At 60.6% G+C, this 23,156-nt stretch carries 19 protein-coding genes; 13 read left to right on the forward strand and 6 right to left on the reverse strand.

Going from position 1 to position 23,156, the window contains the following annotated elements:
- Positions 1 to 198: 198 nt before the first annotated feature.
- The 12 genes from AC07RZ_RS00745 (at position 199) to upp (ending at position 14,984) form a co-directional block, all read left to right on the forward strand.
- Positions 199 to 1,356 carry an efflux RND transporter periplasmic adaptor subunit gene (locus AC07RZ_RS00745; protein WP_494666529.1) on the forward strand — a complete coding sequence of 386 codons (1,158 nt, stop codon included), beginning with the start codon at positions 199 to 201 and terminating at the stop codon, positions 1,354 to 1,356.
- Positions 1,349 to 4,444, forward strand: coding sequence for an efflux RND transporter permease subunit (locus AC07RZ_RS00750; RefSeq protein ID WP_494666530.1), 3,096 nt, complete (start codon positions 1,349 to 1,351; stop codon positions 4,442 to 4,444). Before AC07RZ_RS00745 ends, AC07RZ_RS00750 begins: the two co-directional genes overlap by 8 nt.
- A 33-nt stretch (positions 4,445 to 4,477) precedes the next feature.
- Positions 4,478 to 5,950 carry an efflux transporter outer membrane subunit gene (locus AC07RZ_RS00755; protein ID WP_494666531.1) on the forward strand — a complete coding sequence of 491 codons (1,473 nt, stop codon included), beginning with the start codon at positions 4,478 to 4,480 and terminating at the stop codon, positions 5,948 to 5,950.
- Between the two features lie 354 nt (positions 5,951 to 6,304).
- Positions 6,305 to 8,212, forward strand: coding sequence for a threonine--tRNA ligase (thrS, locus tag AC07RZ_RS00760; RefSeq protein ID WP_494666532.1), 1,908 nt, complete (start codon positions 6,305 to 6,307; stop codon positions 8,210 to 8,212).
- A gap of 60 nt (positions 8,213 to 8,272) precedes the next feature.
- Complete coding sequence (gene infC / locus AC07RZ_RS00765; RefSeq protein WP_082814671.1) at positions 8,273 to 8,797, forward strand: translation initiation factor IF-3; 525 nt, start codon at positions 8,273 to 8,275, stop codon at positions 8,795 to 8,797.
- 196 nt (positions 8,798 to 8,993) lie between these two features.
- Positions 8,994 to 9,191 carry a 50S ribosomal protein L35 gene (rpmI, locus tag AC07RZ_RS00770; protein ID WP_061539612.1) on the forward strand — a complete coding sequence of 66 codons (198 nt, stop codon included), beginning with the start codon at positions 8,994 to 8,996 and terminating at the stop codon, positions 9,189 to 9,191.
- A 20-nt stretch (positions 9,192 to 9,211) separates the two neighbouring features.
- Positions 9,212 to 9,571: a 50S ribosomal protein L20 gene (rplT, locus tag AC07RZ_RS00775; RefSeq protein WP_014005489.1), complete on the forward strand. Its 360-nt coding sequence runs from the start codon at positions 9,212 to 9,214 to the stop codon at positions 9,569 to 9,571.
- Between the two features lie 190 nt (positions 9,572 to 9,761).
- Positions 9,762 to 10,778, forward strand: a complete 1,017-nt coding sequence (pheS, locus tag AC07RZ_RS00780) for a phenylalanine--tRNA ligase subunit alpha (protein ID WP_092399038.1) — start codon at positions 9,762 to 9,764, stop codon at positions 10,776 to 10,778.
- Positions 10,779 to 10,891: 113 nt separating this feature from the next.
- The gene (gene pheT / locus AC07RZ_RS00785; protein WP_494666533.1) at positions 10,892 to 13,318 is read left to right on the forward strand and encodes a phenylalanine--tRNA ligase subunit beta; all 2,427 of its coding nucleotides are present in this window, start codon (positions 10,892 to 10,894) and stop codon (positions 13,316 to 13,318) included.
- 112 nt (positions 13,319 to 13,430) lie between these two features.
- Positions 13,431 to 13,874 (forward strand): integration host factor subunit alpha, encoded by a 444-nt coding sequence (locus AC07RZ_RS00790; protein WP_014005494.1) that lies wholly within the window; start codon positions 13,431 to 13,433, stop codon positions 13,872 to 13,874.
- A complete protein-coding gene (locus AC07RZ_RS00795) occupies positions 13,871 to 14,275 on the forward strand; it encodes a MerR family transcriptional regulator (protein ID WP_494666534.1) in 405 nt (134 codons plus the stop codon). Before AC07RZ_RS00790 ends, AC07RZ_RS00795 begins: the two co-directional genes overlap by 4 nt.
- 58 nt (positions 14,276 to 14,333) lie before the next feature.
- On the forward strand, positions 14,334 to 14,984 hold the full coding sequence (gene upp / locus AC07RZ_RS00800) for a uracil phosphoribosyltransferase (RefSeq protein ID WP_092399032.1): 651 nt from the start codon (positions 14,334 to 14,336) through the stop codon (positions 14,982 to 14,984).
- Between the two features lie 128 nt (positions 14,985 to 15,112).
- On the opposite strand, the gene AC07RZ_RS00805 is transcribed toward upp, so the two are convergent.
- The 4 genes from AC07RZ_RS00805 to AC07RZ_RS00820 all read right to left on the reverse strand — a co-directional run bounded on the left by AC07RZ_RS00805 (position 15,113) and on the right by AC07RZ_RS00820 (position 18,769).
- Entirely contained in the window at positions 15,113 to 15,790 is a 678-nt protein-coding gene (locus AC07RZ_RS00805; protein ID WP_494666535.1) for a type 1 glutamine amidotransferase domain-containing protein, read from the reverse strand.
- Between the two features lie 34 nt (positions 15,791 to 15,824).
- Complete coding sequence (curA, locus tag AC07RZ_RS00810) at positions 15,825 to 16,856, reverse strand: NADPH-dependent curcumin/dihydrocurcumin reductase (protein WP_494666536.1); 1,032 nt, start codon at positions 16,854 to 16,856, stop codon at positions 15,825 to 15,827.
- Between the two features lie 74 nt (positions 16,857 to 16,930).
- Positions 16,931 to 18,088, reverse strand: a complete 1,158-nt coding sequence (locus AC07RZ_RS00815; RefSeq protein ID WP_494666537.1) for an iron-containing alcohol dehydrogenase — start codon at positions 18,086 to 18,088, stop codon at positions 16,931 to 16,933.
- 69 nt (positions 18,089 to 18,157) lie between these two features.
- Positions 18,158 to 18,769, reverse strand: coding sequence for a TetR/AcrR family transcriptional regulator (locus AC07RZ_RS00820; protein WP_494666538.1), 612 nt, complete (start codon positions 18,767 to 18,769; stop codon positions 18,158 to 18,160).
- A gap of 384 nt (positions 18,770 to 19,153) precedes the next feature.
- On the opposite strand from AC07RZ_RS00820, the gene AC07RZ_RS00825 reads away from it, so the two are divergent.
- Positions 19,154 to 20,104: a LysR family transcriptional regulator gene (locus AC07RZ_RS00825; protein WP_494666539.1), complete on the forward strand. Its 951-nt coding sequence runs from the start codon at positions 19,154 to 19,156 to the stop codon at positions 20,102 to 20,104.
- A gap of 36 nt (positions 20,105 to 20,140) precedes the next feature.
- Here AC07RZ_RS00825 and AC07RZ_RS00830 read toward each other — a convergent pair whose 3' ends face one another.
- Together AC07RZ_RS00830 and AC07RZ_RS00835 are read right to left on the reverse strand one after the other, a co-directional pair.
- The gene (locus AC07RZ_RS00830; protein WP_494666540.1) at positions 20,141 to 21,250 is read right to left on the reverse strand and encodes an NADH:flavin oxidoreductase/NADH oxidase; all 1,110 of its coding nucleotides are present in this window, start codon (positions 21,248 to 21,250) and stop codon (positions 20,141 to 20,143) included.
- Between the two features lie 21 nt (positions 21,251 to 21,271).
- Positions 21,272 to 23,068 (reverse strand): ABC transporter transmembrane domain-containing protein, encoded by a 1,797-nt coding sequence (locus tag AC07RZ_RS00835; protein WP_494666541.1) that lies wholly within the window; start codon positions 23,066 to 23,068, stop codon positions 21,272 to 21,274.
- Positions 23,069 to 23,156 lie beyond the last annotated feature (88 nt).

Below are 23,156 nucleotides of genomic sequence, written 5' to 3' on the forward strand. Positions count from 1 at the left end.
TGCGGATTTGGGGCGGCGGCGTCCTGGGCGTCCCCCCCCACGCAAGCTCCCTGCGCCGCTCTTCGGCCGCGCTGACCCAAACCGGTGCCGCCGGCAGTGTCCGGCAACTATCCCGGTTGAAAAAAAACATTCCGCCTTCTGCGTGGCGATCTAGCCAGGGGCTGACGTGAACCACAATCTCTTAACACGAGCACGATCATGAACAAGAATATTTTCCGGCGAAAACCCCTGATGACTCTCGCCATCGTCATCCTGATTGCCGGCCGGCTGGCCTTCGTCGTATTCGACAGCAAGGCGTCCGCCGGCGCTGCCGGCGCGGAACCGGCTCCTGCTTTCACCAGGCAAGGCGAACGCATCACGGTCCCGGAACATTCGCCGTTGCGGCAGCGCCTTGCCGTGCAAACGGTGGCGGCGCTGGATGCGGCGCATGCGCTGGAACTGCCGGCGCAGGTGGAGGCGGATCCTGCCCGCACCGTCAATATCGTGCCGCCGGTGGCCGGCAAGGTGCTGGAGCTGAAGGTCGGCCTTGGCGACCGCGTGCGCAAGGGGCAGCTGCTGCTGGTGATGACTTCCGGCGATTTTGCCCAGGCTAGCGCCGAGCTGCAAAAGACCCGCGATGCGCTGCAGCTGGCCAAGCGCGCGCTGGAGCGGCAGCGCGGCGTGCAGCAGGCTGGCGCCGGAGCGGCCAAAGATCTGGAGCAGGCAGAAAGCGCTTATGTCCAGGCCCAGGCTGAATTCGCCAGCGCCGATACCCGGCTCAAATCGCTGAGCGCCGGCGGCGCAAGTGCCGCCGACCGCAGCGGCCAGCGCCTCAACCTGGTTGCGCCGAACGCTGGCAGCATCACTGAATTGGCTGTCAGCGCAGGACAGTCGGCCAACGATACGAACGCCGTCCTGATGACGATCGCCAACCTGGAGAATGTCTGGATCACCGCCAACGTGCCGGAAAACATGCTGTCGTCGATCAAGAAAGGGCAGGCGGCCAGCATCAGTTTGCCGGCTTATCCCGGTGAACGGTTCCAAGGCAAGGTGTCGTTCGTCAGCGACGTGCTGCAGGCCGATACGCGCCGGGCGCTGGTGCGTATCAGCGTGCCTAATGCGGACGGCAGGTTCAAGCCGAACATGTTTGCCAATGTGTCTTTTGCCGTGGCCCAGGCTACGGCGCCGGCGGTGCCGCCGTCGGCGCTGCTGATGAATAACGAAAACACCACGGTATTCGTCGAAGTGGCGCCCTGGACGTTTGTCCGCCGCGCCATAGAAACCGGCAGCCAGGAGGACGGCAGCGTGCGCATCCAGAGCGGACTGCAGGCCGGCGAGCGCGTGGTGACCAAGGGCGGAGTGCTGCTCAATGATTAACAACGTCGTCCGTTACTGCCTGCAGAAGCGCTATGCCGTCATCCTGGTGACATTGATGGTGACGCTGTTCGGCTATTATTCCTGGACCCGGATGGCGGTCGAGGCGTATCCCGAGCTGTCCGATGTCACTGCCCAGGTGACGACCCAGGCGCCGGGCTTGGCCGCTGAGGAAATCGAGCAGCAGATCACCATCCCGCTGGAGCGCCAGCTGAGCGGTACGCCTGGCCTGGTGCATATGCGTTCGTCAAGTACTTTCGGCTTGTCGCTGATCACGCTGACATTCAAGGACGGCGCCGAAGATTACTGGCAGCGCCAGCGCGTCACCGAACGCATGACGCAAGCGGCGCTGCCGGCCGGCATAACGCCCAGCCTGGATTCGGTGACCAGTCCTGCCGGTGAAATCTACCGCTACACGCTGGAGTCCGACAGCAAGAACCTGATGGAGCTGTCGGAGATCCAGCGCTGGATCGTGATTCCTGAACTGCAGCAGGTGCCTGGCATCGCCGAAGTCGGCAATTTCGGCGGCCTGACCATGGAGTACCAGCTGGAAGTCGACCAGAAGCAGCTGGAACGTTTCGACGTTTCCCTGTCCGACGTGACTACCGCCATCAGCAACAACAACGCCAACGCCGGCGGCAGCCGCATCACGCGCGGCGAGCAGGGCTATGTGGTGCGCGGCATCGGCTTGATGCGCAGCCTGACCGATCTCGGCAACGTGGTGGTCAAGCAGACCAACGGCGTGCCGGTGCTGGTGCGCGACCTGGGCAAGCTGCAATACAGCCACCAGGAAAGGCAGGGCATCCTTGGCAAGGACAATAATCCCGACACCATCCAGGGCGTGGTCAAGCTGCTGAAATACCAGAACGCCTCGGAAGTCATCAAGGGCGTGCACGCCAAGGTGGACCAGCTGCAAACGCAGCTGGCGGCCATGGATGTCAAGATCGTGCCGTACATCGATCGCGACGACCTGATCCAGCTCACCATACACAAGGTCGGCCATACCGTCATGGAAGGCATCGGCCTGGTCTGCATCGTGCTGATCCTGTTTCTCGGCAGCCCGCGCAGCGCGCTGGTCGCCGCCGTGACCATTCCGCTGGCGCTGGTGACGGTCTTCATCATGATGTACCTGACCAAGATGCCGGCCAACCTGTTTTCGCTGGGAGCGATCGATTTCGGCATCATTGTCGACGGCGCGATCGTGGTCACCGAAGCGATCTTGCGGCGGCGCGAAGCGCGGCCTGAAGCGGAACTGACCGAGACCGACGTGCGCGACGCCACTACCGAGGTGATCCGGCCGATTTTCTTTGCCACCCTGATCATCATCGTCGCCTATCTGCCGCTGTTCGCTTTCGAGCGCGCCGAAGGCAAGCTGCTCTCGCCCATGGCTTTCACCGTAGCCTATGCCTTGATCGGGGCTTTATTGTGCAGCATCGTGCTGGTGCCGGGACTGGCCTACATGGCTTTGCGCAAGCCGCGCCGGATTTTCCATAACAAGCCGCTGGAATGGCTGGGCGCCGCTTACCGCAAAACCCTGGGCCGCCTGCTGAACAATCCTGCGGTTTCCTATGGTGTCGGGGCGGCAGCGCTGGCCGGCGTCATCGTGCTGGGCGCGGCTACCGGCCGCGAATTCATGCCGAACCTGGATGAGGGGACGCTATGGCTGCAGGTGCAGATGCCGTCCGGCCTGTCGCTGGAAAAAGGCAGCGAAATGGCCAGCGAATTGCGGCGTACGCTGCTGGAGTTTCCTGAAGTGTCTTATGCGGTTACCCAACTGGGCCGCAGCGACGACGGCACCGATCCCTGGACGCCGTCGCACATGGAAGTGCCGGTGGGCCTGAAGCCCTACGGCACCTGGGCCAGCGGCGAAACCAAGGAACAGTTCGTGCGCCGGCTCAACGCCCGGCTGTCGCAGCTGCCCGGCTTTTCGATCGGCATCAGCCAGCCGATCAGCGATGGCGTCAACGATGCGGTGGGCGGCGCCCACAGCCCTCTGGTGATTCGCGTGTACGGCGACGATTTCAAGGAGCTGCGGCGCATCGGCAGCCAGATCGTTGAAGTGTTGAACGGCGTGCCGGGATCGGCTGATGTGGCGATCTTCCAGGAGCCGCCGGTGCCGCAGGTGGCGATCGATATCGACCGTGCCGCCGCCGCTCGCCTCGGCATCAACGTCGCCGATGTCGCCAGCCTTATCCAGACAGGCATCGGCGGCGCGCCGGTGACCCAGCTGTACCTGGGTGACAAGGTGCATAACGTCACGGTGCGTTTCCCCGTGAGCAGCCGCAACAACCCGGAGGCGCTAGGCGAATTGCTGCTGACTGCGGCCGGCGGCGCGCGCATTCCCTTGTCGCAGGTGGCGCATATCCGCACCACCACCGGCGAGAGCACCATCGCCCATGAAAATACGCATCGCCAGCTGACCGTGCGGCTCGACTATGCGGACCGCGACCTGCTGTCGTACTACAAGGATGCGCAGGCGCAGGTAGCGCAGAAAGTCCATTTCGACAAAACCAGATACCGCCTCGAATGGGCCGGCCAGTTCGAGAACCAGGAACGCGCGCAGTCGCGCCTGATACTGGTGTTCGGCCTGGTGCTGGGATTGATGGCGGTCATCCTATATGCAGGGTTCGGCAAGTTGCGCCAGGCGCTGCTGGTCCTGGGCGTGGTGCCGCTGGCGGCGCTGGGCGGCCTGATTGCGCTGCGCGTCACCAACGGCACCATCAACGTCGCAACCGGCGTCGGTTTCATCGCCTTGTTCGGGGTGGCGGTGCAGAACGGCATCATCATGGTTTCCAATATCAACCGCGTCAGGCGCCAGGGCATGGCCTTGCTGGACGCGGTCCTGGCCGGCGCCTACGAACGTTTCCGGCCGGTGCTGATGACGGCCGCCGTAGCGTCGGTGGGCATGTTGCCGGCAGCCCTGGCTACCGGCGTCGGCACCGACGTCCAGCGTGGCCTGGCGACCGTGGTGGTGGGCGGCCTGGTTGTCGCCACCATGCTGACGCTGTTCATCCTGCCGGCCTTCTATTATTCGCTGGAGAGCTGGATTGAAAAACGGCGCGGGATCAGCAAGGAAAATGACGGCCGCTAGCGCGCAACCGACCACATCTTGAGCAGGTGAAAAATGAATGCAATCAAATTGAAACTACAGATGTCGGCGCTGGCGGTGTTCCTGTCCGGCTGCGCGGCCGGACCGGATTTCAAGCAGCCGGATGCACCGCAAGTGCAGGGATATACCAAGGAGCCATTGCAGCAAAAAACCTCTTCCGCGGCTACGCTGGGAGGCGATGCGCAGCAATTTGTCGAAGGCATGGACATTCCGGCCCAATGGTGGACGCTGTTCAATTCGCCGTCCTTGAATGCGGTAATCGAGGAAGCGCTGAAAGCCAGCCCCGACCTGCAATCGGCGCAAGCCGCATTGTGTGCGGCGCAGGAGCAGGTGTCGGCGCAGCAGGGCGCGTTCCTGCCGAGCGTCAGCGCCAGCCTGGCGCCGACCCGGCAGAAGCAGCCGATATCGGCCGGCCAGGGCGCCTCGCCGTTCAACCTGCACACGGCGCAGGTCAGCGTCTCTTACACGCTTGATGCTTTCGGCGGCAACCGGCGCCAGGTCGAGGGTTTGCAGGCGCAGGCGGAACAGCAGAAATTCCTGCTGGAGGCAGCGTACCTGACGCTGACTTCAAATGTGGTGGAAGCAGCGGTGCAGGAGGCCGGATTGCGGGCGCAAATTGCAGCGGCTCAGGAAGTGCTCAAAGTGCAGGAGCAATTGCTGGCGCTGTTGCAGCGCCAGTACGCACTGGGCGATGTGGCCCAGGCCGACGTCCTGACGCAGCAGGCGGCGCTGGCGCAGACCCAGGCCAGCTTGCCGCCCCTGCAGAAATCGCTGGCGCAACAGCGCGATCGCCTGACCGCGTTGGCAGGGCGCTTCCCGAGCCAGGAACTGGAGCAGAAATTCGACCTGGCCAGCCTCAGCTTGCCGCAGAAGCTGCCGCTCAGCCTGCCGTCCAGCCTGGTGCGGCAGCGGCCGGATGTGCGGTCGGCGGAAGCGCAGCTGCATGCGGCCGGCGCCGCGGTCGGCGTCGCTGCTGCGAACATGCTGCCGCAGATCACCTTGAGCGCGAATATCGGCAGCGCCGCGGCGGAAATGGGGAACCTGTTTACCTCTGGCACCGGTTTGTGGGGACTGGTGGGCGGCTTGACGCAACCTTTGTTCGCCGGCGGCGCGCTGCTGCACCGGAAGCGCGCCTCCGAAGCGTTGCTGGAGCAGGCAGCAGCGCAGTACAAGAGTACGGTGATCCTGGCTTTCCAGGATGTGGCGGACAGTTTGCGTGCCTTGCAATACGATGCTGACGCCTTGCAGGCGCAAGACGTCGCCGAACGTGCAGCGGCGCACAGCCTGGAAATTTCGCGCAGGTCGGTGCAGCTTGGGGCGGCCAGCCCGCAGACTTTATTGGCCGCGCAACAGGCCTACCAGCAAGCGGTGATCAACCTGGCGCAGGCACAGGCAGCGCGCTTCGCCGATACGGCGGCCTTGTTCCAGGCCTTGGGCGGCGGCTGGTGGAATCGCGGCGAGCTTGCGCTCAACAATCCTGCCAAGTAAACCTCCGGGCGCATATTTAGGCAGTTTAGCAACACGGCAGCTTGTGCACTTGCCATGCCGCAGCCATTTTCTGGTATGATCGGCGACATCCAGTTGCTGCTGTTGTTATTGCCGTTTTGCGGCAGGCAGGCTGAAACGAATTCCACATCTGTAAGAGCGAGAAAGGCATCCCGGTTATGACACCGCGAACTACCACCACAATCTGTGAGCGACGCTAGTCGAGGCCTTTTTCTACCTGCATGATGAAAAAAGCGCGGCTGGTCCGCGTTTTTTTTCGTCCGCGTTTTTGTAAAGCACACGTTAATTTCATTCAATCCGGCGTCGTCCCGAGTGACCGCCGATATGGGGCTCAAAATGATAGCAGTCAAACTTCCCGATGGTTCACAGCGTCAATTCGATGCGCCGCTGACTGTGGCGCAGGTCGCCGCCAGCATCGGCGCCGGCCTGGCCAAGGCGGCGCTGGCCGGCAAGGTCGACGGCAAGCTGGTGGATACCTCGTTCCTGATAGAGCGCGATGTCGAGCTGGCCATCGTCACCGACAAGGATGCCGACGGACTGGAAGTGATCCGCCATTCGACCGCCCACTTGCTGGCATACGCGGTAAAGGAACTGTTTCCCGACGCGCAGGTGACTATCGGCCCGGTGATCGAAAACGGCTTCTACTACGATTTTGCCTACAAGCGTCCGTTCACTCCAGAAGACTTGCAGGAGATTGAAAAGAAGATGGCGGAGCTGGCCAAGAAGGACGAGCCGGTGACACGCAATGTAGTGGCGCGCGACGAAGCCATTGCCTATTTCGAATCGATAGGCGAGGCTTACAAGGCCGAGTTGATCGGTTCAATTCCCCAGGACCAGGAAGTCTCCCTGTATACAGAAGGCAAGTTCACCGACTTGTGCCGTGGCCCGCACGTGCCGTCGACCGGCAAATTGAAGGTGTTCAAGCTGATGAAGCTGGCCGGCGCGTACTGGCGCGGCGATGCGAAAAATGAAATGTTGCAGCGTGTGTACGGCACCGCCTGGGCCAAGAAGGATGAGCAGGAAGCCTACCTGCACATGCTGGAAGAGGCCGAAAAGCGCGACCACCGCAAGCTGGGGCGCGCGCTCGACCTGTTCCATTTCCAGGATGAAGCGCCGGGCCTGATTTTCTGGCATCCGAAGGGCTGGACTATCTGGCAGCAGGTTGAGCAGTTCATGCGCCGTGTTTACCAGGATAACGGCTACCAGGAAGTCAAGGCGCCGCAAATCCTGGACCGCACTTTGTGGGAAAAGACCGGCCACTGGGATAATTACCGCGACAACATGTTCACTACCGAGTCGGAAAGCCGCAGTTATGCGCTGAAGCCGATGAACTGCCCCGGCCATATCCAGATTTTCAATTCCGGCCTGCATAGCTACCGCGACCTGCCGCTGCGCTACGGCGAATTCGGCCAGTGCCACCGCAACGAGCCGTCCGGCGCCTTGCACGGCATGATGCGGGTGCGCGGCTTTACCCAGGATGACGGCCATATTTTCTGTACCGAAGAGCAGGTACAGGAAGAGGTGGCGGCCTTCGACAAGGTGGTGCGCCAGGTGTACACCGATTTCGGTTTTACCGAAGTAGCGGTGAAGCTGGCTTTGCGCCCTGAAAAACGGGTCGGCGAAGATGTGGTCTGGGACAAGGCGGAAAGCGCCTTGCGCGAAGCGATCCGGGCTTCCGGCACGGAATGGGAGGAATTGCCGGGCGAAGGCGCGTTCTACGGCCCGAAAATCGAATACCACCTGAAAGACTCGATCGGCCGCTCCTGGCAGTGCGGCACCATGCAGGTCGACTTTTCGATGCCGGGCCGGCTCGGTTCGGAATATGTCACGGAAGACAACGGCCGCAAGGTGCCCGTCATGCTGCATAGGGCGATTGTAGGTTCGCTCGAGCGTTTTATCGGGATACTGATCGAAAATCACGCCGGTGCGATGCCCTTGTGGCTTGCTCCTGTGCAAGTTGTTGTTTTGAATATCTCGGATGCACAGTCGGAATATGTTAAAAATGTTGCACAAACGCTGAAAAAACAAGGGTTTAGAGTAGAGACCGATTTGCGTAATGAGAAGATTACCTATAAAATACGGCAGCATTCTTTGCAGAAGCCGCCTTATATACTGGTTGTCGGTGATAAAGAGCGGGATGCAAACACAGTGGCCGTGCGAGCGCGGGGCAATGTCGATCTGGGTGTGATGCCTATCGACGTACTGGTGGAGCGCCTCAAGAACGAGGTTGAAACCAAAGCCTGAACGGGGCAACCCGAAGCGCAAGAGCACGGCTTAATTATTTGATTTTTAAAGGAAACTGCAATAGCTACGGACAAGTCACATCGCATCAACGGCGAAATTACTGCGCCAGAATTGCGCTTATCCGGTGTCGAGAACGAAGCACTCGGTATCGTCAGTCTGGCTGAGGCCTTCCGCCTGGCGGAAGAGGCGAACGTTGATCTGGTGGAAATCGCACCGACCGCGCAGCCGCCAGTAGCCCGTTTGATGGACTACGGCAAGTTCAAGTACCAGGAGCAGAAGAAGGCGCACGAAGCCAAGTTGAAGCAGAAGGTGATCCTGGTCAAGGAAGTCAAGTTCCGCCCAGGCACCGATGATGGGGATTACAACATCAAGCTGCGCAATTTGACCCGCTTCCTGGATGAAGACGGCGACAAGGTCAAGATCACGCTGCGTTTCCGCGGCCGTGAAATGGCTCACCAGGACATCGGCGTACGCATGCTGGAACGTCTGAAGCAAGACCTGGAGCCGTACGGACAGGTCGAGCAGTGGCCGAAGATGGAAGGGCGCCAGATGATCATGATCATTGGCCCCAAGAAGAAAAAGTAATTCCATTTTAGGCGACTTGGATGAGCAGTCATCCGGGTCGCCCAAAAGCAGCAGGCCAGATTCTGCTGCGAAATCCAGTTGCGGTCATTGGTGCAGCTGGGTTTAAACAAGTGAGAGCAGGCATCCAAGCGTAACGTTATGTTGCCACCTGCAATCATGTTAAAAAAGGAGCTGTCCCTAGAGGACAGATAGTGTCATGCCAAAAATGAAGACGAAAAGCAGCGCCAAAAAGCGCTTTCGTGTGCGTCCGGGTGGAACCGTTAAACGCGGTCAAGCGTTCAAGCGCCACATCCTGACCAAGAAAACCACCAAAAACAAACGTCAATTGCGCGGTTCCGTTGGGGTCAATGACCACAACATGGTATCCGTTTCGCGCATGTTGCCGAACGCTTAACCTCATACTAAGGAGTTATTATGCCTAGAGTAAAACGTGGGGTTACAGCTCGTGCCCGTCATAAAAAAATCTTGGTGCAAGCCAAGGGTTACCGCGGTCGCCGCAGTAAAGTCTATCGCGTAGCCAAGCAAGCGGTTATGCGCGCTGGTCAATACGCATACCGTGACCGCCGCAACAAGAAGCGCGTATTCCGTGCATTGTGGATCGCCCGTATCAACGCCGCTTCGCGTGAGCATGGCGTTACCTACAGCGTATTCATGAACGGTCTGAAGCGTGCTTCGATCGAACTGGACCGTAAGGTTCTGGCTGATATGGCAGTGATGGACAAGCCAGCGTTTGCTGCGATTGTCAATCAAGTCAAGGCCAACATCGCTGCGTAACTTATTTGCGTAACGTATTGCGTAGTTTTGCCACTGCCGCGTAGTTCAGCGGCTAGGCAATCCCGAGCGGGGCAGAGGTCAACACCTTGTGCCCCGTTTGTGTTTTTAACCGCTGGTTTTTTGACGCTGTTTTTTACTCTGTTTTTTAATTTATCAGCGTATTTCGGTTTCATTGGAGCAGGAAAACTGCATGAATTCCCTAGAACAATTAGTAACGCAAGCCCAAGCTGATTTCACCGCCGCCGCCGATGCCGCCGCGCTGGAAAACGCCAAGGCCAAGTATCTTGGCAAGACCGGCCAGATCACCGAGCAGATGAAGGGGCTGGGCAAGCTGGCGCCGGATGAGCGCAAGGTCCAGGGCGCAGTCATCAACAACGCCAAGGAGCAGATCGAAGCCGCGCTGAATGCGCGCCGTGATGCACTGGCCAACGCGCAGATGCAAGAGCGCCTGAATGCGGAAGCGATCGATGTCACCTTGCCGGGCCGCGGCCGCGGCGTCGGCGGCATCCATCCTGTGATGCGCTCGTGGCAGCGTATCGAAGAAATTTTCCGTTCTATCGGTTTCGACGTGGCCGACGGCCCCGAGATCGAAACCGACTGGACCAACTTTACCGCGTTGAACAGCCCGGAAAACCACCCGGCGCGTTCGATGCAGGACACCTTCTACATCGACGGCAAGGACAGCGAAGGCAAGCAGCTGCTGCTGCGCACCCATACCAGCCCGATGCAGGTGCGTTATGCGCGCATGAACAAGCCGCCGATCAAGGTGATTGCGCCGGGCCGTACTTACCGGGTCGACAGCGACGCTACCCATTCGCCGATGTTCCACCAGGTCGAAGGCCTCTGGATCGCCGAGGACATCAGCTTCGCCGACCTCAAGGGCGTGTACCTGAATTTCGTCAAGGCCTTCTTTGAAACCGACGACCTGCAGGTGCGTTTCCGCCCGTCGTACTTCCCGTTCACCGAACCATCGGCCGAGATCGACATTGCCTTCGGCAGCGGTCCGCTGAAAGGACGCTGGCTGGAAGTGTCCGGCGCCGGCCAGGTACACCCGAACGTGGTGCGCAACATGGGGCTGGATCCTGAGCAGTTCATCGGTTTTGCGTTCGGCTCCGGCATCGAGCGCCTGACCATGCTGCGTTATGGCATCAACGATCTGCGCCTGTTTTACGAAGGCGACCTGCGTTTCCTGAAACAATTTAATTAAACTGGCTTCTGAAACGAGCCCATCGCCGAAGACGCCCGGGTTGTCTAGCCATCGTGCTCCGATGCCCCAGCGTTCCTTGCTTCTGTGACTAAAGGTTTTTGAAGGTTTTACCTATGCAATTCTCTGAAAGCTGGCTGCGTTCCATGGTCGATCCGAAGATGACTTCGGACGAATTGTCCCATCTGCTGACCATGTCCGGTCTCGAAGTGGAAGAGGTCGAGCCGGTTGCGCCGCCCTTTACCAATATCGTGGTCGGCCTGGTGGTCGAGACCGCCAAGCATCCGAACGCCGATCGCCTCAATGTCTGCCAGGTCGATGTCGGCACCGGCGCCATGCTCAATATCGTATGCGGTGCGCCGAATGTGCGCCCTGGCCTCAAGGTGCCTTGCGCGATGGTCGGCGCAATCTTGCCGCCGGGCGCGGATGGCAAGCCGTTCGAGATCAAGCTCGGGCAGCTGCGCGGCGTCGAATCGCAGGGCATGTTGTGCTCGGCGCGCGAACTGAAACTGTCGGAAGACCATGGCGGCTTGCTGGAATTGCCGGAAGATGCGCCGGTCGGCAAGAATTTCCGCGACTATTTCGAGCTGAACGACCTGAAGTTCACCATCAAGCTGACGCCGAACAAGGCCGATTGCCTGTCGGTGCTGGGTGTGGCGCGCGAAGTGTCGGCGCTCACCGGTACGCCGCTGAAGCAGCCGGTATTCAAGGCTGTCAGCGCCAACATCGCTGAAACGCTGCCGGTCAGGATTTCGGCGCCGGACCTGTGCGGCCGTTTTTCAGGCCGCGTGATCCGCGGCCTGAACGCCAAGGCGGCGACGCCGCGCTGGATGAAGCAGCGCCTGGAGCGCAGCGGCCAGCGTCCGATTTCTGCTTTGGTCGACATCTCCAACTATGTCATGCTGGAGCTGGGACGTCCTACCCACGTCTTCGACCTGGACAAGATCCACGGCGGCCTCGATGTCCGCTGGGGCAAGGCTGGCGAATCGCTCAAGCTGTTGAACGGCAATACGGTCAGCGTCGACGACTGGATCGGCGTGATCGCCGACGACCGGCAGATCGAATCGCTGGCCGGCATCATGGGCGGCGACGCCACCGCGGTGTCGCTGGAAACGCAAAACATCTACCTGGAAGCTGCATTCTGGTGGCCGCAGGCGATACAGGGCCGCGCCCGCCGTTTCAATTTCTCGACCGATGCCGGCCATCGCTTCGAGCGCGGCGTCGATTTTGCGACCACGGTTGAACACATCGAACGCATCACTGCCTTGCTGATCGACATTTGCGGCACGCCTCAGACCCAGGTCGGCCCGATCGACGATCAAAGCGTCAACCTGCCGAAACGCGATCCGGTCAAGGTGCGCACGGCGCGCGCCATCAAGGTCATCGGCGTGCCTTTGTCGGATAGCCAGATCGCCGACATCTTCACCCGCCTGGGCCTGGCGTTCACGCAAGAGAACGGCGTGTTTTCGGTGACGCCGCCGTCGTACCGTTTCGATATCGAGATCGAGGAAGACCTGATCGAAGAAATCGCCCGCGTCTACGGCTTTGAAAATATCCCGGCCTTGCCGCCGGTGGCGCCGAACGCGATGTACATCGCGCCGGAGAACCAGCGCTCGCTGTTTACGATCCGGCGCCAGCTGGCTGACCTGGATTACCAGGAAGTGATCAATTTCAGTTTTGTCGAAGAAGCCTGGGAAGCCGACTTTGCCGGCAACCTGGAGCCGATCAAGCTGCTCAATCCGATCGCCAGCCAGATGAGCGTGATGCGTTCGTCGCTGATCGCCAGCCTGGTGGCCAACGTCAAATACAACCTGAACCGCAAGTTGAACCGAGTCCGGATTTTTGAAACGGGCGCTGTATATACGCGTAACCAGGAAGTCCAGAACGGGCCGCTGGCAGTTGCCGGTTTTGAACAGCCGAAGCGGGTCGCCGGCCTGGCCTATGGCCCGCAAGCAGATGAGCAGTGGGGGCAAGCCAGCCGCACCGTCGATTTCTTCGACGTCAAGGCGGACCTGGAAGCCTTGTTTGCGCCCGCAACTTTGCGCTTCGCCAAACTGGCGCATCCCGCTTTGCATCCGGGCCGTTCGGCGCAGGTGCTGCTGGGCGACGTCGCGGTAGGCTTTATCGGCGAGCTGCATCCGCGCCTGCAGCAGAAGCACGAGTTGCCGCTGGCCCCGGTTCTGTTCGAAGTCGACGCCTTGGCGTTGCAGCAACGGCAAGTGCCAGCGTATGCCGAGATTTCGAAATTCCCGGCCGTGGTGCGCGATCTTGCGGTGGTGGTTAAACAAGCCGTTTATGCACAGGATTTACTGGATGTTTTTGCTGCTGAGCAGCAAGGAAATCCAGCCTGCCGGATTCTGCAAGCCATTGTTTTATTTGATGAATATCACGGCAAAGGACTGGAAAATGACGAAAAAAGTCTTGCTTTCCGTTTTACCTTGCAAGATACTGAAAACACCCTTCAAGATGACACTGTAGAAGCCGCCATGTCGGCTTTGATCGCTGCTGTCAGCAAGGTGCCAACAGCAAGATTGCGCGCCTGATCTGTAATTGAATGGCTTTAATGATATCTAAACCTGCAGCAAATACCGGTGCGCTCGACACACAGCGGCGCCGGCTGCAGCAATCCCAAAAAGACGGGGGCGTAACAACAGAATGAACAATATGCAGACAGTAGAATTTGAATCCGTTCTGGACGCCGATCTGAACCGGGCGATGCGCGAAGCGCAAGCCCGTTCGCAGGCAGAAAAGAATTTGCCGACATTGACCAAGGCGGAACTGGCTGAACTTTTGTTTGAACAGGTAGGCCTCAACAAGCGCGAAGCCAAGGACATGGTTGAAACGTTTTTCGATGAAATCCGGGACGCGCTGGAGCGCGGCGAGTCTGTGAAATTGTCGGGTTTCGGTAATTTCCAGTTGCGCGACAAGCCGCAGCGTCCGGGCCGCAATCCGAAGACCGGGGAAGAGATTCCCATCACTGCGCGCCGCGTGGTCACATTCCACGCCAGCCAGAAACTCAAGGGCATGGTTGAAGCCGCAAGCCTGCAACCGATCCAGCCTATCCAACAGTTTGCCGCCGCTCTCCCAGCTAATTCATGAACGATCGCATTGGTAAGTCCGAGCTTGTCGTATTGCCGCCGATTCCGGCCAAGCGTTATTTCACCATAGGCGAAGTCAGCGACCTGTGCGGCGTCAAGCCGCACGTGCTGCGCTACTGGGAACAGGAATTCACCCAGCTCAAACCGGTCAAGCGCCGCGGCAACCGCCGTTATTACCAGCACCACGAAGTGCTGCTGATCCGCCGCATCCGCGAATTATTGTATGAACACGGCTTTACCATCAGCGGCGCCCGCAACAAGCTTGACGGCCGCCTGGGCGGCGCCGCCGAAGCCGAGCTTGCCGAGGCCAGGCAAAACGAAGTCAACCTGACAGAAGTGCGGCAGGAACTGGAACAGATACTCGATTTGCTGATACCCAAGGTAGAGCAAGCCGCTCAGTAAATATTGAATCAACGAGGGAGAGCAATCTCCCTTTTTTGTATTTGGAATAATTACACTTATGCTCAGCGATCCGCGTTTTCCCAATCTCTTCATCCTCAACCATCCGCTGATCCAGCACAAGCTGACGCATATGCGGAGCAAGGAAACATCAACCCGCACGTTCCGCCAGCTGCTGCGCGAAATCACGCTGCTGATGGGTTATGAAATCACGCGCGACTTGCCGCTGACCACGCAGCAGATCGAAACGCCGATGCAAAGCATGGAAGCGCCGGTGATTGCCGGCCGCAAGCTGGCGGTGGTGCCGGTGCTGCGGGCCGGGATCGGCATGAGCGACGGCTTGCTGGACCTGGTGCCGTCGGCGCGGGTCGGCCATATCGGCGTGTATCGCGATCCCGATACGCATCAGCCGGTTGAATACCTGGTGCGTTTGCCGGACCTGGCGGAGCGGATCTTTATCGTGTGCGATCCCATGGTCGCGACCGGTAACTCGGCAGTGCACGCGGTCGATGTCCTGAAAAAACGCGGGGTCGGCGACGACCAGATCATTTTCCTGGCGCTGGTGGCCGCGCCTGAAGGCGTGCAGGTATTCCAGGACGCGCATCCCGGAGTCAAGCTGTACGTTGCCAGCCTCGATTCGCATCTCGACGCGCATGCCTACATCGTGCCCGGACTAGGCGACGCCGGCGACCGCATCTTCGGCACAAAATAATCTACCGCAACAGTTAAATAGGGTCAGAGTCGAATTGTTGACCGCTCAACAATTCGACTCTGACCCTATTTAATGGGCGGCGGAGTGGGGGTTATCGCATCCCGTGGCCGATATCCTTCCGTATTGCGTTAGCCCAGCAATTTCAACACTTGCTGTGCTACGGCAACCGAAGAGGCTGGATTTTGTCCGGTCACCAGGTTGCCATCGGCAACGGCATAGCTCTGCCAATCGGCCAGCTTGCTGTAGTTCCCGCCCAGGCGCTTCAATTCTGCTTCGACCAGGAACGGCACGATATCGGTCAACTGCACCGCCGCTTCTTCGCTGTCTGAAAAACCGGTTACCTTCTTGCCCTTTACCAGTGGCGCACCATCTGCACCACGCGCATGGCGTAATACGCCGGGTGCATGGCAAACCGCAGACACTGGCTTGCCTGCCGCATGCATGGTTTCGATCAGCGCGATCGAATCCTTGTCTTCCGCCAGGTCCCACAGGGGGCCATGGCCGCCCGGATAGAACACTGCGTCATAATCGCTGGCCTGCGCCGCAGATAACTTGATGGTGGAGGCTAGCGCTGCCTGCGCAGCGGTGTCTTTCCTGAAGCGTTCGGTGGCTTCGGTCTGCGCGTCCGGTTCGTCGCTTTTCGGATCCAGGGGCGGCTGGCCGCCTTTCGGCGAAGCCAGGGTGAGTGTGGCGCCGGCATCCAGGAAAGCGTAGTAGGGCGCTGCAAATTCCTCCAGCCAGAAACCGGTTTTCTTGCCGGTGTCGCCCAACTGGTCGTGGGAGGTAAGCACCATTAATATTTTCATTTGAATTCCTTTTGAGTGTGTGCTGCGTGGAGCTTCATTCGTCGCCGGCCCGTATTACCAGCTTGCCGAAATTCTTGCCTTCCAGCAGGCCGATAAAGGCTTGCGGCGCATTCTCCAGGCCATCGACGACGTCTTCCCGGAATTTGATTTTGCCGGCGGCGAGCCAGCCGCTCATGTCCTTGAAGAATTCCTGGTAGCGATGGTAGTAGTCGAAGATGATGAATCCCTGCATCTTGATGCGGCGTACCAGCAACTTGCCCATCAGTCCGGGCAGATGATCCGGTCCTTCCGGCTTGCCGGCGGCGTTATAGTTGGCGATCAGGCCGCATACCGGGACCCGGGCGTGCAGGTTCAGCAGCGGCAGGACGGCGCTGAAGACGGCGCCGCCGACGTTTTCAAAATACACGTCGATACCTTTGTCGCAGGCGGCCGCGAGCTGTTGCGGGAAGTCGGCGGCGCGATGGTCTATGCAGGCGTCGAAACCCAATTCTTCCACTGCGTATTTGCATTTGTCGGCGCCGCCGGCGATGCCGACTACGCGGCAGCCTTTGAACTTGGCAATCTGTCCGACCACCGAACCGACCGCGCCGGTGGCCGCTGCCACCACCACGGTTTCGCCGGCTTGCGGCTGGCCGATGTCGAGCAAGCCCATATAGGCCGTGAAGCCTGGCATGCCAAGCACGCCTAAGGCGTAGGACGGTTTGCCGAGTTTGGCGTCAAGTTTGGTCAAGCCCTTGCCGTCCGATAGCGCGTAATCCTGCCAGCCGCTGTAGCTGAGGACCAGGTCGCCGGGTTTGTAGTCGGCGTGCTCGGAAGCTTCTACCCGCGAAACGGTGCCGCCGACCATCACTTCGCCGATTTCGACATGCGCCGCATAGGAAGGTGCGTCGCTCATGCGCCCGCGCATATAAGGATCGAGCGACAGGTAAACCGTGCGCAGCAGCACCTGGCCGGCGGCGGGCGCCGGCACCGGGCTCTGCTCCAGCTTGAAATTGTCCGGCGCCGGCGCGCCATGCGGGCGCGAGGCCAGCAGGAATCGGCGATTGATGGTTTTGCTTTGTGACATGTTGGCTACTCCTTCAGTGGAATGAATGCCGGCGATGGCCTGCCGGCATGGTCGAAATCAGCTAAACGTCAATTTCACAAGGCGGCTTCGAGGATGGTGCGGCTGACGGCCAGGGTATGGTCCTGGTGTTCGCCCAGCGCTGTCATGCCATGCTTGTCCAGCTGCCCGAGCACGGTCTCGACCGCATCCTGGCCCAGTTCATAGTCCGCCAGGCGAGTCTTGATGCCCAGGCTTTCAAAGAAGTCGCGGGTGCGCTGGATGGCCAGGTCGATGCGTGCATCTTCGCTGCCTTCGGTGATTTGCCAGACGCGTTCGGCGTATTGCAGCAGCTTGGCGCGCTTGCTGTTGCGCCGCACCGACAGCAGCGAAGGCAGCACGATCGCCAGCGTGCGCGCATGGTCGATATCGTATTGCGCGGTGAGTTCATGGCCCAGCATGTGCGTGGCCCAGTCTTGCGGCACGCCGGCGCCGATCAGGCCGTTGAGCGCGAGCGTGGCAACCCACATCAGGTTGGCGCGGGCGTCGTAGTCGTTGGGTTCGGCCAGCACTTTCGGTCCGGTTTCGATCAGGCTCAGCAGCAGGCCTTCGGCGAAACGGTCTTGCACCTGGCCTTGCACCGGATACGTCAGGTACTGCTCGACGGTGTGCACGAAAGCGTCGACCACGCCGTTCGCGATCTGCCGCGGCGGCAAGGTGAAGGTCTTGGTCGGATCGAGGATGGAGAATTGCGGGAACACCAGCGGGCTGTGGAAGGCCAGCTTGGCCTGTATCGATTTGCGGGTGACGACGCCGCCGTTGTTCATTTCCGAACCGGTGGCCGGCAAGGTCAGCACGCTGCCGAAGGGCAGGGCGCTGCGGATGTTGGCGCCGCGCTTGACCGCGATATCCCAAGCATCGCCTTCAAAATTGGCCGCCGCGGCGACGAACTTGGTGCCGTCGATGACCGAACCGCCGCCTACCGCCAGCAGGAAATCGATCTTTTGCGCTCGCACTTGTTCAACCGCCTGCATCAGCGTTTCGTAGCTTGGATTGGGTTCGATGCCGGCGAACTCGTGGATTTCGCGTTTGCCGAGCGCTGCCTTGACTTCGTCCAGGGTGCCGGTTTTCCGGGCACTGGCGCCGCCGTACAGGATCATTACGCGGGCGTCGCGGGGAACCAGGCCGGCCAGTTTGGCGATGGTGTCGCGGCCGAAGACGATCTTGGTGGGATTGTAGAATTCAAAATTCAGCATGGGGTTTCCTTGGGAAGTGATCCGCTCATCGGCGGAGTGGTAAAAAAATGCACGAACTGGTGTCGTGCTTCAGTGTGGGGGCGGCGGCGCCAGGATGTTGAGGGTAACGTCCATGGCGTTTTCCAGCGCGCTGCGGTCGCGCTGGAGCTTGGCCAGCAGGCTGGCTCCCAGCCAAAGCTGGTACAGCATCTGTGCAGTTTTCTGCGGTTCCAGCGCGGTCCGCAAGGAGCCATCCGCTATGCCTTCGGCGATGCAGCCTGCCAGGCGCGCCATTACCAGGCGTGTGCCTTCGCACAGGGCCAGGCGCATGTCCTCCGACAGGTCGGCGACTTCAGCGCTGAGTTTCACCACCAGGCATTTGTCCATGGCTTCCGCGCCGGACTGGGTGTCGAGCCAGTGGCCCCAGTAGCGCAGCAGCCGTTCGCGGGCGGGTTCTTGCGCCGGCTGCACGCCAATCTGCAAGACTTCATCCATCGCTTGCAGGTAGTTGTCGACATACTGTTCCATCAGCGCCCGGCCATACTGTTCCTTCGATCCGAAGTAGTGGTAGAACGAGCCCTTGGGTATCGCTGCCGCGCTCAGGATTTCGCTGAGGCCGACGCCGGAAAAGCCTTTGACGGCAATGATCTTTTGTCCGGCGTCCAGGATGTGGCGCTTGGTGGTGTCGTATTTTGCTCTCATGGTGCGGCTATTCTAAACCTAAATTAGACCGGTCGTCTAATTGCAGGTGATTTTGAGGTTGTTGCTCAATGGAAAAGCGCGTCCGATTCGATACCTGAAGTCACGCCAGTCATGCTTTGGCGATGGCTACCCATGCCTATGCATATCCGTTATGCTAGTGGGGTTTATTGTGCAATTTTCTTGTCTGAACGTTCGCATTCCTATACTAATTTTAGTGTAGTGTTTCGCACATAATGACACTTAATAAACGGCGTCTTTCCGTGCCATACGTCGTTGCAAATCCTCGCGATAGCTCGCTATCGCTCCGGTTTGCGCCTAGCCTGGCACGAAAATCCACCATTTCTTAAGCGCCATTATGTGCGAAATACTACACGAGCGCCGCCCATGACATCGCGTACCAACCACCATCTCGATACCTACCTGCTGCGTGTCTTGCACACCTTGCTGGTGGAAAAAAGCGTATCGCGCACCGCCATCAAGCTGGGACAGTCGCAGCCTACCATCAGCAATACGCTAAAACGCCTGCGCGAACTGACCGGCGACGCCATCCTGGTGCGCGGCAAGACCGGCATGGTGGCCACCGAGCGCGGCCAGGAATTGCTGGCGCTGGCGAAGCAGGGCCTGGAAGTCATCGAAAAAATCGCGGCGCCGGTAGCGGCGTTTGAAGCCGACAGCACGGCGCGGGTATTCCATATCGCCACGCCGGATTACCTGAACATGCTGTTGATCCCTTCCATCATCGAACAGCTGCGGCGGCGCGCGCCCGGCGCCAGCCTGATGGTGCACGCGCTGGACGCCAACCTGGACTACGCCAACGCGCTGGAAAACGGCCGCTTCGACCTGGTGATCGGCAACTGGCCCGATCCTCCCGAGCACCTGCACCTGGCGCAACTGTTCGATGACGACGTGGTGTGCATGATGCATCGCGACCATCCGGTGGCGAAGAAGGGCCTGACCCTCAAGTACTACCTGGAAATGCCGCACCTGGCGCCGACGCCCTATATCGAAGGGCATCGCAGCGGCATCGACGCCGCCCTGGCCGAGCAGGGCTTGAAGCGTAACGTGCAGGTGACGATCCCGTATTTCGCGCTGGTGCCGCACGTGCTGGCGAAATCGGACCTGATTTTCACCACCGGCCGGCAGTTTGCCGAACATATCATCGAGGACTGGCCGATCGGCATGTTCACGCTGCCGTTCGACATGCCGAAGATGCGCTTCTACATGCTGTGGCACGCGCGTTCGCATGTGGCGCCGGATGTGGTGTGGCTGCGGCGCCTGATTGCCGAAGTGTCGGCCGACCTCGGCAAGTCCAGCGGCAAGCCGCCGGCCCTGTAGCGCCAGCCACGCCGGCAGAGCCGGGCCGGGCCTGGCTCACTTGCCGCTGTAGTCGACGTTCGGCCGCTGCGGCGATTTGCGTGAAGTCGCGCGCATGTATTGCGGCGCCCATGACGTGATGTCGTGCAGCGCGTCGGCGGCGTGCAGGGGCCAGTATGGATCGCGCAGCAGTTCGCGCGCCATCAGCACCAGGTCGGCTTGTTCGGTGCGCAATATGTGTTCGGCTTGGCCGGGATCGGTAATCATGCCGACCGTGCCGCTGGGGATGCCGGCTTCATTCCTGACCCTGGCGGCGAACTGGGTCTGGTAACCCGGCCCTACCGGAATCGCGGCGGCTGCGATATTGCCGCCGCTGGAGACGTCGATCAGGTCAACCCCCGCTTCGCGCAACAAGCGGCTCAGGGCCACGGTTTCATCCACATTCCAGCCGCCGTCGATCCAGTCCGTGGCCGACAGGCGCACCAGCAGCGGCAGCTGTTCCGGCCAGACCTGGCGCACGGCTGCCACTACTTCCAGCACCAGGCGTGCGCGGTTTTCAAACGCGCCGCCGTACTGGTCGGTCCGGTGGTTGCTGATCGGCGACAGGAACTGATGCAGCAGGTAACCATGCGCCGCATGGATTTCGACGACCTTGAAGCCGGCTTGCTCGGCGCGCCGCGCGGCGTCGGCAAACGCCTGGACGACATCCTTGATGCCGTCGGCGGTAAGCGCGCTGGGCGTGGTGTAGCTGGCATCGAACGGAATCGCCGACGGGCCGTCTGTGCGCCAGCCGCCCTGGTCGGGATCGACCCGTCCTTGCTGTTCTTCCCATGGCCGCCAGACGCTGGCCTTGCGGCCGGCATGCGCCAGCTGGATGCCGGCTACCGTGCCTTGCTGCTCGATAAAGCGGGTGATGCGGCTTAGCGGCGCGATGTGCTCGTCTTTCCAGATGCCCAGGTCCTGCGGCGAGATACGGCCTTGCGGCAGCACCGCGCTGGCTTCGAAAATGATCAGGCCGGCGCCGCCGACCGCGCGGCTGCCGAGGTGCACCAGGTGCCAATCGTTGGCGAAGCCGTCTTCCGCGGAATACTGGCACATGGGGGCAACGGCAATCCGGTTCGCCAGGGTCACGCTGCGCAATGTGAGCGGGGAAAATAAGAAGGTCATGTTCTTTTCCTGTAAGTTGGTTTATGCATCCACCAGGCCGTTGAACTGCAACGCCGCGAGGCTTGCGTACAAGCCGTTTTGCGCCACCAGTTCGGCATGGCTGCCGGTTTCCACTATGTGCCCGTGTTCCAGCACGATGATGCGGTCGGCGCGCTGCACGGTGGCCAGGCGATGGGCGATGACCACGGTAGTGCGTCCCACCATCGCCGCTTCCAGCGCGCCTTGCACCGCACGTTCGGATTCCGCATCGAGCGCGCTGGTGGCTTCGTCCAGCAGCAGCAGGGGCGGATTTTTCAACAGCGCGCGGGCGATCGCAATACGCTGCCGCTGGCCGCCCGAAAGGCGCACCCCGCGCTCGCCGAGGAAGGCTTGGTAACCTTCCGGCAGGCGTTCGATGAATTCGTGCGCCGCGGCCATTTTCGCGGCTGCGATGACTTCAGCGTCGCTGGCGCCGACCCGGCCGTAACGGATGTTTTCCATTGCATTGGCAGAGAAGATGACGGTATCTTGCGGCACGATGCCGATGGCGTTGCGCAAAGTGTGCAGGTCGAGATATTTGATGTCGACGCCATCGAGCTTGATGCTGCCTTGCTGCGGATCGTAGAAACGCAGCAGCAGCTGGAACAGCGTGGTTTTGCCGGCGCCCGAAGGGCCGACCACGGCGACGGTTTCGCCCGGCCTGATGTCTAGCGACAGGCCGGACAAGGCCGCGCTTTCAGGGCGCGACGGATAACGGAAACCGATGTTTTCCAGGGCCAGCGCGGCGCCTTGCGCGGTGCGCGGCGGCAGCGTTTCGGGCAACAGCACGGATTGCACCGGCGACTGCGCCGCCAGCAATTCCAGCAGCCGTTCGGTGGCGCCGGCGGCGCGCTGGGCGTCGCCCAGCACTTCTGCCAGGGCGCCGATGGAGCCGGCCAGCAAGGCCGCATACAAGATGAACTGGCCGAGTTCGCCGCCGCTCATGCGGCCCTGGACCACGGCGTGCGCGCCCAGCCACAGCACAAACACGATGGCGCCGAACACCAGCAGGATCGCCATCATGGTCAGCACCGAGCGGGCGCGTATGCGCTCCATCGCGGTGCCGAAAGCGTTTTCGATAGAGACGTCGAAACGCTGCGCTTCGATATTTTCGTGGGTGAACGCTTGCACGGTCGGCATCGCATTGAGGATTTCGCCAGCCATCGCCGAGGCGTCGGCAACCCGGTCCTGCGACGCCCGCGACAGCTTGCGCACGCGGCGTCCGTACCAGACTATCGGCAGCACCACCAGCGCCAGCATCACCAGGATGATTGCGCTCAGCTTGGCGCTGGTGATGAACAGCATGACCATGCCGCCGGCGAACAGCAGGGCGTTGCGCAAGGCCATCGAAATGCTGGTGCCAACCAGCGCCTGGATCAGGGTGGTGTCGGTGGTGATGCGCGACAGCACTTCGCCGGTCTTGGTGGTTTCAAAAAATTGCGGGCTCTGCGTGACGACATGCGAATAGACCGCGCTGCGCAGGTCGGCGGTAACCCGCTCGCCCAGCCACGACACCATGTAGAAGCGCGCCGCGGTAGCCACGCCCAGCACACAGGCGACGCCGAACAGCGCCAGGAAATACAGGTCGATATGATTGGCCCCCTGTATGCCGCCGGTGCTGAAGCCCAGATCGATCATCTGCCGGAATGCATAGGGAATCGCCAGCGTGGCGCCGGCCGCCACCAGCAAGGCCAGGCTGGCCATGACGAATTGCCGTTTATACGGGGCCAGGAAAGGAACCAGCCCGACGAGCGTGCCCAGACTGCTTTTTTGAGGTTCTTTGGAGTTTATGGTTGTCATGTCTGTTTCGGTGGGGGCAGCGCAATCGGCTGCGAGCTTGGCCTGGCAACGTTGAAGCACGGTGCAGCGGATAGGGCGGAAAAATGTG

The sequence above is a fragment of the Collimonas sp. GW821-FHT07E08 genome (assembly GCF_059418905.1).